At 66.2% G+C, this 12,555-nt stretch carries 10 protein-coding genes; 2 read left to right on the forward strand and 8 right to left on the reverse strand.

Annotated features, from left to right (window positions below; genetic code table 11):
* Nucleotides 1-9 precede the first annotated feature (9 nt).
* Nucleotides 10-123: a helix-turn-helix domain-containing protein gene (locus LJE61_RS15330; protein ID WP_367114914.1), complete on the forward strand. Its 114-nt coding sequence runs from the start codon at nucleotides 10-12 to the stop codon at nucleotides 121-123.
* Nucleotides 124-353: 230 nt separating this feature from the next.
* Here LJE61_RS15330 and LJE61_RS07520 read toward each other — a convergent pair whose 3' ends face one another.
* The 8 genes from LJE61_RS07520 to LJE61_RS07555 all read right to left on the reverse strand — a co-directional run bounded on the left by LJE61_RS07520 (nucleotide 354) and on the right by LJE61_RS07555 (nucleotide 12,089).
* Nucleotides 354-1,190, reverse strand: coding sequence for an ATP-binding cassette domain-containing protein (locus tag LJE61_RS07520; protein WP_296917934.1), 837 nt, complete (start codon nucleotides 1,188-1,190; stop codon nucleotides 354-356).
* On the reverse strand, nucleotides 1,178-3,070 hold the full coding sequence (locus LJE61_RS07525) for a dipeptide/oligopeptide/nickel ABC transporter permease/ATP-binding protein (RefSeq protein ID WP_296917936.1): 1,893 nt from the start codon (nucleotides 3,068-3,070) through the stop codon (nucleotides 1,178-1,180). Before LJE61_RS07525 ends, LJE61_RS07520 begins: the two co-directional genes overlap by 13 nt.
* 11 nt (nucleotides 3,071-3,081) lie before the next feature.
* A complete protein-coding gene (locus LJE61_RS07530) occupies nucleotides 3,082-4,032 on the reverse strand; it encodes an ABC transporter permease (RefSeq protein WP_296910361.1) in 951 nt (316 codons plus the stop codon).
* Nucleotides 4,029-5,681, reverse strand: coding sequence for an ABC transporter substrate-binding protein (locus LJE61_RS07535; RefSeq protein WP_296910358.1), 1,653 nt, complete (start codon nucleotides 5,679-5,681; stop codon nucleotides 4,029-4,031). The genes LJE61_RS07530 and LJE61_RS07535 overlap by 4 nt, the downstream gene beginning before the upstream one ends.
* A gap of 40 nt (nucleotides 5,682-5,721) precedes the next feature.
* The gene (locus tag LJE61_RS07540) at nucleotides 5,722-8,064 is read right to left on the reverse strand and encodes a hypothetical protein (RefSeq protein WP_296917938.1); all 2,343 of its coding nucleotides are present in this window, start codon (nucleotides 8,062-8,064) and stop codon (nucleotides 5,722-5,724) included.
* Nucleotides 8,065-8,196: 132 nt separating this feature from the next.
* Nucleotides 8,197-10,206, reverse strand: coding sequence for a transglutaminase TgpA family protein (locus LJE61_RS07545; RefSeq protein WP_296917940.1), 2,010 nt, complete (start codon nucleotides 10,204-10,206; stop codon nucleotides 8,197-8,199).
* Nucleotides 10,169-11,158, reverse strand: coding sequence for a DUF58 domain-containing protein (locus LJE61_RS07550; protein WP_296910353.1), 990 nt, complete (start codon nucleotides 11,156-11,158; stop codon nucleotides 10,169-10,171). The genes LJE61_RS07545 and LJE61_RS07550 overlap by 38 nt, the downstream gene beginning before the upstream one ends.
* On the reverse strand, nucleotides 11,142-12,089 hold the full coding sequence (locus tag LJE61_RS07555) for an AAA family ATPase (protein ID WP_296910351.1): 948 nt from the start codon (nucleotides 12,087-12,089) through the stop codon (nucleotides 11,142-11,144). Before LJE61_RS07555 ends, LJE61_RS07550 begins: the two co-directional genes overlap by 17 nt.
* A 67-nt stretch (nucleotides 12,090-12,156) precedes the next feature.
* Here LJE61_RS07555 and LJE61_RS07560 point away from each other — a divergent pair.
* On the forward strand, nucleotides 12,157-12,555 hold a 399-nt coding region (locus tag LJE61_RS07560; RefSeq protein WP_296917942.1), incomplete at its 3' end, for an FAD-dependent oxidoreductase.

Genomic DNA, 12,555 nt, shown 5'->3' on the forward strand with positions numbered 1-12,555 from the left:
GGGCGCTCCCTGGCTGAGATCACCTTTCTGCTGGGTTTCTCCGAGCTGTCCAGCTTCTCCCGCGCTTACAGGCGCTGGACCGGCCGGGCGCCCAGCCGAGTCCGCGAGACCGCCCGCGGTTAAGGCGTGCGTTGCCTGCCCGCTTGGGGGCGAGTCAACAAGATTGGGGTATAGGGTCAAGCGATCCGACCTCTCGAGGGTTGGTCCCAAGTGCACTGCGCCGCCTGCGCGTACCACCGATGTCCGCGTTTGGTTGGCAGAGGCTGCGAGCGGCGCTCCGCGCGACGTGCGGGGTCGCCGACCTCGAGGACCGTCTCAAGCCCAAAGTCAGGCTCGATTCCCGCCCGCATCGACTACGCCAAGGGGCTGCGCATTGCCACGGGCAAGCCAGCGCGGCGCCCAGCGCTCACGCCGCGCGCGGCCGCGATCAAGCTTCGGGTGTACTCGACCCGAGGGTTGCACAGCACCGCATCTCGGTCGCCCCGCTCGATCACGCGTCCATCCTTCATGACCGCGATCTCGCTGCAGAGCTGCTCAACGACCGCCAGGTCATGGGAGATAAACAAATAGGTCAGGCCCAAGTCGCGACGCAGATCCTTCAGCAGAGTCACAATCTGGGCCTGGATGGAGACATCCAGGGCCGAAACCGGCTCGTCGAGTATGAGCCCCTCGGGCTGCACCGCGAGCGCGCGGGCGAGGACCACGCGCTGGGCTTGACCGCCTGAGAGCTCATGGGGGTAACGGTGGCGGAGGCTCCCGGCCAGACCGACCCGTCCCAACAAGGCATCGATGCGCTTGGAGCGCTCGGTGCCCTTGACCCCGAGCAGGCTGGCGAGCGGCGCCTCCAGTGCTCCTCCCACGGTATGGCGCGGATTGAGCGCGCTTTGCGCGTCCTGAAAAACGTACTGCACCTTGCGCCAGCACGCCTGCCAGTCAGTCCGCGTGAAGCTTGCCGCCCGGCGACCCTCCCAGAGCAGCTCGCCCGACGTGGGGGCCTCGAGTCCGATCAAGATCCGCGCCAGCGTCGATTTTCCGCTCCCGGACTCGCCCACCAGCCCGAGACTCGTGCCCCGCCTCAGCACCACCGAGACGGCGCCGAGGGCGCGAGCTCGGCGCCGCGCACCCGGCGACCACCCGGAGTCCCGAACAAATGTCTTGGCGATCGAGCGCGCTTCGATCAGGGGCGCCACGCCGGAAGCTCCTCCGCACGGAGACAGCGCACCCGGTGCCGCTCCGCCGCGGTTCTTAGGGCGATACCACGGTCCCGACAAGCGGGCCGGACATAGGTGCAGCGCGGGGCGAAATGGCAGCCGGCGGGAAGGTCGTCGAGCGGCGGCGGCTGTCCTCCGATGGGCCTTAAGGTCTTGTCCGGGCGTCCGAGCTCCGGTACGCAGTCGAGGAGCGCCCGGGTGTAGGGGTGCTGCGGCCGCGCGAGGAGTCGATCCAGCCCGGCCTCCTCCACTGCTTGGCCGGCGTACATCACGAGCACGCGGTCGCACAGGCGCGCCACCACCCCCAGGTCGTGACTGATGAAGAGCAACGCGGCACCTCGTTCCGCACACAGGGAGTCGAGGAGCAGCAGGATCTCCGATTGCACGGTGGTGTCGAGCGCGGTCGTGGCTTCATCCGCGATGATCAGCGCGGGATCGTTGGCGAGGGCCATGGCAATCAGGACGCGCTGGCGCATGCCCCCGGAGAGCTCGTGGGGATAGGCCGCGAGGCGCTCCGACGGCTGTGGGATGCGCACCCGGGCAAGAAGCTCGTGCGCACGCCAGAGCGCCTCCTTTCGGCTGATTGCACGATGGGCTCGCAGGGTCTCGCCGATTTGGGCGCCCACGGTGAGCACCGGGCTCAGCGCGGTCATGGGGTCCTGGGGGATGTAGGCGATGGCATTGCCCCGCAGCTCGCGCCGCCGCGCCTCGGATACCTGCAGCAGATCCTCACCCCGAAAGAACAGGCGTCCGCTCACGATTCGCCCCGGCGGGGGCACGAGACCCAGCAGCGACAGGGCCGTGACCGTCTTTCCCGACCCGGATTCACCAACCACCGCGAGCCGCTCGCCCGCGGCCAGATCGAAGGTCAGATCGTCGACCGCCCGGTAGCTCGCGCCGTCGCGAACGAAGCGGGTCGACAGGCCTTCTGCGCGCAGCAGCGCTTCGGACGGCGGAGATTGGCTTGCCTCCGCCGGCCCGGCGGCCGGGGAAGCGGGCCACGCCCCCGCTTCCCCGCGCAGACGGGGGTCGAGCAGGTCCCTCAACCCGTCGCCCGCCAGATTGATGCCCGCCGTGAGGAGCAGGATCACGATTCCGGGGAGCAGGGCAACCCACGGCGCGGTGGTCAGGAGCTCGCGCGCGCTTCCCAGCATGCTTCCCAGGTCCGCGGCGGGGGGCTGAGCCCCCAGGCCCAGGAAGCTCAGCCCTGCGGTCTCCAGGATCATCCAGCCCAGACTGGTTGACATCATGACGACGGCCGTGGGGAGCACATTCGGGAGCAGCTCCCGAAACAGGATGCGGCCATGCCCTGCGCCCGCGAGCCGGGCCGCGTCGACGAAGGCACGTTCGGTCAGGCCCAGCACCTCCCCTCGCAACGTTCGGGCGAACAAAGGGATGTTGACGACGGCGATGGCGATCATGGCGTTGCGCAGCCCCGGACCGAGAGCCGCCACGATGGCCAGCGCCAGCAACAGATAGGGGAAGGCGAGCAGCACGTCGATTCCGCGCATGAGCAGCGTATCGGCCCAGCCGCGGAACCAGCCCGCCACCAGCCCGAGCAGGGTTCCAAAGAATGCGGCGATGAGCACGGCAAAGAAGCCCACGGCCAGGCTCGCGCGGGTTCCCCAGACCAGACGGGACAACAGGTCCCGACCCAGCTGGTCGGTACCGAGGAGGTGCACGGCGCTGCCGGCCGGCAACAGCCGCTGGGTCAGGTCGGTGGTGAAGGGATCGGGCAGCGGCAGTATCGGCGCCGCGGCAGCGAGCGTCGTCAGCGATGCCACCAGGCCAAGCCCGAACAGCGCGAGCCGGTTGGCGCGAAACCGCCGCCAGCCCGGCGGACCCTGGAGATTCGCCATGACCCCGGCGGTCACCGCAGCCGAACCCGCGGATCCAGCAGGTGCTGCAGGACATCGGCGAGCAGGTTGACCAAGACATAGGCCGAGGCCAGCACCAGCACCCCACCCTGCACCAGGAGGAGGTCACGCGTCGAGATGGCATCCACCAGCATGCGGCCCATGCCTGGCCACTGGAACACGGTCTCGACATAGACAGCGCCACTCAGCAGGAAGCCGGCCTGGAGGCCGATGAGCGGCATCATCCGACCAAGCATGCTCCGAAACGCGTGCCTGTAAACGACCTGACGCTCCGTCAAACCCTTGGCCCGCGCCATGCGCACATAATCCTGGGACAGCTCCTCCAGCATGGCGGTGCGGCCGAGGCGCGCCAGCACGCCGGTCGCCACCAAGGCCAGGCTGATCGTGGGGAGGACCAGGTGCCGCAGCAGATCGCCCAGGTCCCCGCCTCCGTAGACCGAGATCATGCCGCTCGCCGGAAGCCATTGGAGCCACACGGCGAACACCAGGACGAGCAGCAGCGCGAGCCAGAACTGGGGTGTGGAGATGCCGAGAAGCACGGCGAGCGTCAGCGCGTTGTCCTGCCATCGTTGCCTGTGGGCGGCGGCGACCGCGCCGGCGGCGAGCCCTAGCACAACGGAGAGCCCCAAAGCGGTCCCTGCAAGCAGCAGGGTTGGTCCGAGACGCTCTGCGATCTCGTCGATCACCGGCCGCTGCAGGGTGACGGAGCGGCCCAGGTCGCCTTGCACGACGTTGCCCAGCCAAACCACGTAGCGTTGCCATACAGGCCGGTCAAGCCCGAGCTCCGCGCGCAGGGAGGCCAATGACTCCGGTGTGGCGTAGGGGCCGAGGATGGCGAGCGCCGGGTCCCCGGGCAGCAGCGCCGTGATAAAAAAGACCACGATCGAGATCCCGAGCAGCACCGGCACGAGCTGAAGCAGGCGGCGCAGCGCATAGCCTGTCACGGGTCAGCCCTCGTCGTATCGCGCAGCAGGAGGAAGAACGAGGGTTGGAGGGCGAAACCCTCCAGCCCCTGCGCGGCGACGGCGTTTTGCCGCCAGCTCGCCACGACCAGCCAGGGCGCATCCGCATGCACCAGGCGCTGCAGCTCCCGATACAGGCGCGCGCGCTCGGCGGGGTCGGTGCTCCCGCGCGCCGACTCGATCAGCGAATCGACTTGTGGGTTCCTGTAATAGCCCGAGTTGAACCCGCCCGCCTCCGGCATGGCGCGGCTGCGCAAGGCCAAGTACGGAAGGGTGTCCGGATCGTTGGTCATCCAGGCCATCTCCGCCATGTCCGCCTGTCCAGCGAGTCCCCGGTTCACCTTGGCAAGGAAGGTATTCCACTCGTAGGTCTCGATCGCCAGATCAACCCCGATCCTCGCGAGATCGCCCTGGATGGCCGTTGCCATCTGCACCGGTGCCAGCATCCCCGAGCCGCTGGTGGGCGCCATCAGACGCAAAGAGAGACCGTCCCCGTAACCGGAGTCGCGCAGCAGTGAGCGCGCGCGCTCGGGGTCGTAGGGATAGGGCTCCAATCCCTCGTCGTGTGCCCATCCGAAGGCCGTTGGCACCGGCCCCGCAGCAACCCTCGCCGTGTCCTGAAGCACATGCCGCACGAGCGCGTCTTTGTCGACCCCGTAATTGACCGCCTGGCGGACACGTCGGTCGCGAAACGGTCCCTCCCGGGTGTTGAGAATCAGGAACCACAAATGCGGACCTGCTCGCTCGTGGACCTCGAAGCGAGGGTCACGTCGAAGCAGGGCTACGTTGTCCGGGGAGAGCTCGGTGACGATGTCGATTCCGCCCGCCATCAGCTCGGTGACACGGGTCATGGGATCTGTGAGGGGGCGGAAGACCAGCACTCGCGGAAGCGCCGCCGCGCCCCAGTAGTCCGGGTTGCGCTCCAGCATCACCCGTCGGCGAGGCTCCCAGTCGACGAACCGGAAGGGCCCGGTACCCGCGGGCCGCCTGCCAAAGTCCAGATCGTGTCGGCGCACCGCCGCGGGCGAGACCATGAGCCCGGTCGGGTAGGCAAGATTGGAGAGCAGCGGCGCAAAGGGCTCAGCGAGAAGAAACCTCACCTGGTAGGGATCGACGATCTGCACCGATTCGATCGTCTCGAAGAAGAACGCGAGCGGAAAGGGGCCTGTATGGTGGAACGGGTGATCCTCTCTGAGCATCCGCTCGATGTTGAACCGGACGGCCTCTGCATCGAACGGGGCACCATCGTGAAAACGCACACCCTGTCGCAGGAAGAAGGTGTACTGCCGACCGTCTTCGCTGATCTCCCAGCGATACGCCAGGGCCGGCTCGGGCTCCAACGTGCCGTTCCTGAAGCGCACCAGGCCTTCGTAGAGATTCACCAGGATCCGGAAGTCGTTGAGGGCAGTGGTGACATGGGGATCCAGGGATTTCGGCTCGGCGGTCTGACCAACGACCAAGACGTCCGCGGGACGCCGGTCCACCGGGGGCGTGCAGGCGATGGCGATGAGGACCGCAGCGAGCACGGGCGTTGCTCGGACGGCTGCGCGCAGCAGTGCGACTGCCCGTTCGAACCGCTCCGCCACCGCCGCCGTTCCGTTGACCGTTCGATCAACCCGCAGATCGGACACAGCAAACCTCCGGCTGCTAGGCGCCCCCAAAGTGCCCTGCTCACCTCGGCGAGTCGAGTGCGGAAGCAAAGGGTATGAAGTCAAACCCGATGATCGAGACGTCCACCGGTGCCTGTCTTCCGTTGGCTCGAAAGGTCAGGGAAATCTCTTTGATCCCGTCCAGGGCCGGGCTTGCCGGCAGAACGATCTCGATCTCACCGTCCGCCGTCTGTTTGAATTGCGTGAATATCTCGATGGGGATGACCGGCGGCGGAAGAGGATCGCCCGGGGCCCGTTTGACGGAAACGGTGGCGTCGCGAATCTCCGTCGCCGAGCGGAATCGGATCACCAGTCTCCCGTTCGACAGGCTGACCGCGCCGTCGCCCGGGACAATGAACGCGAGACCTCCGGCTCCGGTGAGGTGTGACGAAAAACGGCACATGCCCTCTTGACGTGAGAATTCCAAGCGACCCTCGTCCGAGGACCAGGGATGGATCTGATTGTGGGCGGCCAAGAGGTCCAGTCTGTCCCCGGGTTTGTACAGCTCTTCAAGTTGACGGTAGAGGTGCTTCTCCTCGAGATATCGACGCATGTTCCCCTGCGCGGAGTTGATCCCGCCAAGAATCAGAGAGAGGGTGTGCACCGTCGTCTGGAAAGGAATCACCTGCTTCGTCAGGGTGTTCCAGCCTTCCCAGGGGCCGTGGGGGGTGAACAGGCCTGAGATCACGGGCCAATGCTCCCGCAGGAATGCTTCGACTTCATCGGGCGCGATCATGTAGGCGACGCCAAGTGTATACAGAGATGGGGCGTGCGTGTTCAGCGACTTATCGGTGACAGCGACGTCGGGAATCCCGATCAGTCCCGTGTATTCGGTTCCGTTCCCGCTGTAGGCCTCCGACAAGAGACCTGGCAGCCGCCCGCGCGTCGAGAAATCGAGCTCAACGTCGACGAGGGCTTGGAGACTGCTTCGCCAGCCCGGGTTGTTGACCTCCTGCATGAATAGAGACAGTCCAAGCAACTGGAAGGCCGACCCGTCCCATGCCGCAAGGGCGTATGTCTCTCGTCCATCGCGATGCCTGTACGGCCTGATCTTGAATCCCGCATTCCGGATCGATGCGAGCGGCAGCCCGTATCGCAACACCACGAATGTCCATGGCCCGCGGAATTCGTTGATGAAGTAATTCATCTGGCCCGTCACCCAGTTGCCGTGGCCATCGCCCCAGCCGACGAAGCGGTCGGCAGTGGCGTCCCAGCCGAAGAAAAAGGTGCCGGTCCGAGGATCGAAGAAATGGGCATAGCCCTCTTGTTGCCCGGCGATGAAGCGCTCCATCTGCTCCCTCAAAGCGACAGCCCTCGGATCATCCCGGATCTCCGGCCGGGAGAGCGCGCCCACCGACTTGGCAAGAGATGCGGTGAGATTGGCATTGTCGCCGAAGATGATCGTGAGCGCCCTTTGATCGAGCAGCCCCATGACAGAAGATCTCATGGGCTCCTTTGAGTAGGGTGCAAGCACCCCGTCAAAATGCGCTGCCCCATATCCTTGGCCTCGGCGGATCTTCCCTCGCTGGCCGTTGTCTTCCTCCTGGAGCCAGCCCTTTTCCACCAGGGCAAGCCAGATCGCAGGGCCTTCTCCCTCCCCAAAGGCTTCGATGAATTGCCTGCGTTCGATCGATTCCAGTAGCGGGCCCTTTCTCTCCCCGCCTTCAAGTCCCAGGAAATTCACCAGCAGCCCCTTCGATGCAAGGGCCGGGTTCACTTGATCATCGAGTAGCGTCGACACTGCGAGAGAGAGTCCGCGCAGCGCAGCTTCTTTGGAGAGATACGGATTGTCCGCATAGCCGGCGGCAACGTTGGCCAGCAGCTCAATCCAGGCGCCAATGGCCGTGAGCTGGGTGAAGGACCGCAGAAAGAGCCGATTCTCCGGTTCCTGATTCCAGCCTTCTGCCGGATATCCCGATGCGGGATCCACGATGTCATGAGCCGGGTTCAGGTAACCGAACGCATTGTCCAGCAGAAGCCGCATGTGTTGATGGGTTGGGTGCACTTGAGGATAGCTGAATTCGCTGCTGTCGGTGCTCTGTCCGGCATCCGGGCGTTGACTGAAAGCCGCGGGCATGATGCGGAATAATGCCGGGATCAGCAGGATGACCCCAAACAACAGCCACACGGCTTTTTGTTTAACATACAGTGGCCTGTGGGCTCTCATCACGCCGCTCCTTGTGATTCGCGATGCAGTTGTATTGCTGGGCTCTCTCTGTGTTAGGGCAACGCTGAAGTATTCAGCGTTGCCCGTCCGGGGCAGGAAGCCCCGCCATTTTCCGCCGCCCAAGCGGCTGAAAATGAGAGAAGTAAGAAACCCCGTTTTCGACTGCCGTGCTGATTCGTGGCCAGGATGGCCAACCAAGCAGCGCCTGGTGAAGGAGAGCGTCGACGTGCTCGGCGCTGACCTCCGGCGGCGATCCGGCCGCCTTGCGCGATTATCCTGGTAACGCCCCGGCGGGCCAATGATCCAATCCTGTCTTCGCGCTCCGTTCGCTCAACAGTCCGGGCGCGCGCCCTTGTCAACCCCGGGGCGAAAACCCCGTACCAGGCTCATGAGCGCCCGGTGTATCTCCGGGTCGCAACCGCGGCCATAGCGAGCCGGGACGTAGAGGCGGAGAAAGCGGTCGACCGTGGGTGCCAGATCCGGCCGTTGCGCCCTGACCCGGCTGCCATAGTTCCATGGCCCCTCGTTTGGGCGACGCTCTAGACCGACCCGTGCGAGGCGCCGACACAGCCGGGCGTATTCGGCCTCGAGCGGGTCCACCCGGGGTCGGTCGCGGAGTGAGACGAGCAAGACGATGCTGAGCGTCAGGCTGAAGGCGACGAGAAGAAGTGCCGCGAGGCCATACTCGCGCGCTCCCCCGAGCCGCAGCCATTTCAGCAGGGACAACTGATCTTCCATGGAGAACCCGAGCACCCAGTCCTGCCAGGCGGCGTCCAGACTATCGGCGAGGAGCCGCAGGTTGCGGGCCAGCCGGGCGATCGCATCGTTCTGCTCGAGCGTGAACCGCACGGAAGCGCCCGACCCCAACATCCGCGACGCACTGCCGTTGTCGACGCGTGAGGGATCGACCGCCGCGGTTGGATCGACACGCACCCAGCCCCGGTCCTCGATCAGCACCTCGACCCAGGCGTGGGCATCCGACTGCCAAACCATGTGATAGCCGCCGACAGGATTGGGTTCACCGCCCAAGTATCCTAGAACGACGCGCGAGGGAATGCCGGCGAGCCGCATCAGGATCGCGAAGCTGCTCGCATAGTGCTCGCAGAAACCGCGCCTGGTCTCAAACAGAAACTCGTCCGCCGGATTCGGCCCCAAGCGCGGCGCCAGCAGGGTGTAGTGGAAGGCCTCGCGGTTGAAGAAGCGCAGTCCCAGCTCGACGAGATCCCAGTCGTTGTCTGCCTGGCTCCGCCAGTCTTCGGCCAAGCGGCGCATGCGGTGCGTGACGTTGTCCGGTATCTGCAGCCCGGCCTCGCGCCCGGCCCGATCGGGCAGGGCCGTCCGGTATCGGAGGGCGGACAGCATCCGGTAGCGTCTCGGTGTGCTGATTGGGTGGCGCGCGAGCAATCGGTGGTCAGGCGTGAGGAAGGCCCCTTCGGGCACGCTGACCGGCCGGTCCAATGCGAATAACCAGCGCTGATCGGTCGGCTCGAGCGTCAGCTCGTACCGGATCGGTCGAGAGGCGTCCTGGAGCGCGCCGGCCGGCCCTGCGGCCATGGCCTCGGCACCCGCGGACCACCGTCGCCCATCGGTCTGCCAGAGGACCGGGCCGCGCCAGTAGAGTTGGTTGGCATCCGGTGGCGGGGTCTCGAAGCGGACCCGAAAAGCCAGCTCGCCATTGAGCACCAGCTCGCTGATGGCGCCGGGCTCGAGTGTGTCCGAGATTCCGGTGGTGCCCTTGCGGGGGTCCGTGCCCAGATGCCAGAGGGGGGCGCTGAGACGCGGAAACAGCAGAAACAGCACGAGGGTGAGCGGGATGGCCTGCACCGAGACCCGCACGGCGATCCCCATGGCCGCACGGCCCGGTGTGTCTCCGAGCCCGCCGTTCAGGTCGACCAGCAACGCGAGACCGGCGACAGCCACGGCCCCCAGATAGACAGCGAGCCAAGGCGATTGGTCGAACAGGAATTGCACCACGGCGAGGAACCCGATGAGCGTCGTCGCCAGGCGGAGGTCCTCCTTCCTGCGCAGCTCCATGAGCTTGAGCACCAACATGGATACGAACAGCGCTGCTCCCGCGCTTTGCCCGGACCATCCCTCGTATGTCGACAACGCGTTGGCGACTCCGATCAGTGTCAGGACCACCAGCCCCCATGCCCCGGGTATGAGCGCGGGCCAACGGATTGCCGCGATCCGCAACGCGAAGAGCAACGCGACGAAGGCGCTGATCTGCCACGCCAGATGGGGGGCCAACGGAACGTACGCCGCGAGCAACAGCAGCGTGAGCCAGAGGACCTGCGTCCGTTCAGGACGCTCGATCGAGGGGGTCGTTCGCTTGGGCATGATCGTAGAGCGCCAATCGGGCCAGGCAGCGTTGGAGATGCGCGCGGCCGCGCCCCAGCCCCTCCTCGATCCCGGGGAGGCGCAGCCCGAAACGCGCCCGCGCCTCGCCCGCGTCGAGCAGTTGGCGGGTCAGGAGGCTGATCCGCGCTTCCGCGTCGGGGGCAGTGACCTTCGACCAATCGATCCAGACATCCTCCCCCTCTTCGCCGCCGAATTGTTTGACGACGAGTCCGCGCTCGCGCGCGAATGCCTTCCAGTCGATCTGTCTCGGTGAATCGCCGTTGCGATAGGCGCGCGGTCCGAGATAATCGTCCGTTCCCAAGCGGCCCTGCAGTGCGCACCGTTGGTTGTCGCCGGCCGCGCGATCGGGCTCCGGCGCCTGTTCCGCGGGCTTTGGATAGACCAGCGTGGTGGCATCGGTCTCCGCATAGCACCAGGCGCGAAACAGATGGAGCGGATAGCGCGTCTCGACGGTTAACTCGTCGAGCGCCTGCAGTCCGCGTCGCGCCGCCGGCAGCCCAACCCGGATCGTTCGCTGGTCGCCCCCGGGAACCGCGATCGATTGCTGGCTCACGCGACGCGCCGGTACCCGGATGTCGAACCGCGTCCGCTGCCCGTCGCTGCCGATGACCACATCGAAGCTCGCCTCGCCTCCCGCGAAGACGGGCGGGCCGCCTCGCACCCTGATCGAGATGCCGAGCAGGTTGAACCAGGTGTGATGCATTGCGACGAGGCCGACGGAGGCGAGGAAGAAGGTGAACAGCAACCCGAGGTTATTCTGAAAATTCAGCGACCCGAGCAGCATGACCAGGAGGACGGCCGCGAAACTTAGCCCGCTCCGCGTCGGGAGAATGTAGACCTGACGACGGCCGACCCGCGCAACGCCGTTGAGCCCGCGCGGGACTCGCCGGAACAGGCTGCTGAGGGCCTTGGGGCTAGACGATCGCCACATGATCGAGAATCGCGGCAGCGACTGCCTGCTCGTCGAGTCGCCCGCCGTGCTCAGATGCGACCAAGCGGTGGGCGACACACACCGGCAGGACCGCCTGGATGTCCTCGGGAATCACGTAGTCGCGCTCCGCCAGCAGCGCCCAGGCCTTGGCCGCGCGCAGGATCGCGAGTCCGGCCCTGGGCGACAGACCATGGAGAAAACGCTCGCTGCCGCGGGTGAACTGCAGGATCGCATGCAGATACTCGATGATGGCGGGAGCGGCGTGGACCTCGGCCACCTGCTGCTGCAGACGTGTGAGCTCTTCGAGCGTCAGTGCCGGCTGCTGTCGTGCCAGCATGGTGCGTCGATCCTCGCCCGTGAGCAGCGCCTTCTCCTGCTCTGCGGTCGGGTAGCCGAGCCGGATCCGCATCAGGAAGCGATCCAGCTGTGACTCCGGCAGGGGAAAGGTGCCGACCTGAAAGAGCGGATTCTGGGTCGCGATGACGAAAAACGGCTCGGGCAGGGGGCGGGTCTCGCCTTCCACCGTGACCTGCCTCTCCTCCATCGCCTCGAGAAGCGCGCTTTGAGCCTTGGGCGTGGCGCGATTGATCTCATCGGCGAGCAGCAACTGCGAGAAGACCGGGCCGGGATGGAAGCGAAAGGACTCGGCCGCCCGGTCGTAGACCGACACCCCGATCACATCCGCGGGGAGGAGGTCGCTCGTGAACTGGATGCGCGCGTAATCGAGTCCGAGCAGCCGTGCAAGCAGATGCGCCAACGTGGTCTTGCCCACGCCTGGCAGGTCTTCGATCAGCAGATGACCGCGCGCCAGCAGGCAGGCCAGGGCGAGCCGCAGCTCCCGGTCCTTCCCGAGAATCACGGCCCGCGCGGACTCGAGCACCCGTTCGCCGAGCCTGGGCGACCCGTGCGGAAGACTTCGCTTCAGGCCCATCGCCGTGGCAATATCCGCGTTCGGTTCTGGCGTAAACTGAGCGGGTTCAGAGCCCTGGGTTCCTTCCATGATTGTTGGCGATCCATATGATGTGGTGGTGGTCGGCGGCGGGCACGCCGGTACCGAGGCTGCACTCGCCGCGGCGCGCTGCGGCGCCCGCACGCTCCTCCTGACCCAGAATATCGAAACGATCGGGCAGATGAGCTGCAACCCGGCCATCGGCGGCATCGGCAAAGGCCATCTGGTCAAGGAGATCGATGCCCTGGGGGGCGTGATGGCCCGGGTCGCGGATCGCGCCGGCATCCAATTCCGCATCCTCAATGCGAGTAAGGGACCGGCGGTGCGGGCAACCCGCGCGCAGGCGGACCGGGTCCTCTACAAGGCCGCCGTGCGCTCCGCCATCGAGAACCAGCCTGGACTGACCCTGTTTCAGCAGTCGGTGGCGGATCTCCTGATCGAGCACGGA

Source organism: Thiocapsa sp., from assembly GCF_022340925.1.
GTDB lineage: Bacteria > Pseudomonadota > Gammaproteobacteria > Chromatiales > Chromatiaceae > Thiocapsa.

Bases quoted from the DNA above. Each gene is read 5' to 3' on its own strand.
- LJE61_RS07525 (WP_296917936.1), bottom strand. From the start codon at position 3,070: ATGGCGAATCTCCAGGGTCCGCCGGGCTGGCGGCGGTTTCGCGCCAAC.
- LJE61_RS07545 (WP_296917940.1), bottom strand. From the start codon at position 10,206: ATGCCCAAGCGAACGACCCCCTCGATCGAGCGTCCTGAACGGACGCAG.
- LJE61_RS07550 (WP_296910353.1), bottom strand. From the start codon at position 11,158: ATGTGGCGATCGTCTAGCCCCAAGGCCCTCAGCAGCCTGTTCCGGCGA.
- LJE61_RS07555 (WP_296910351.1), bottom strand. From the start codon at position 12,089: ATGGGCCTGAAGCGAAGTCTTCCGCACGGGTCGCCCAGGCTCGGCGAA.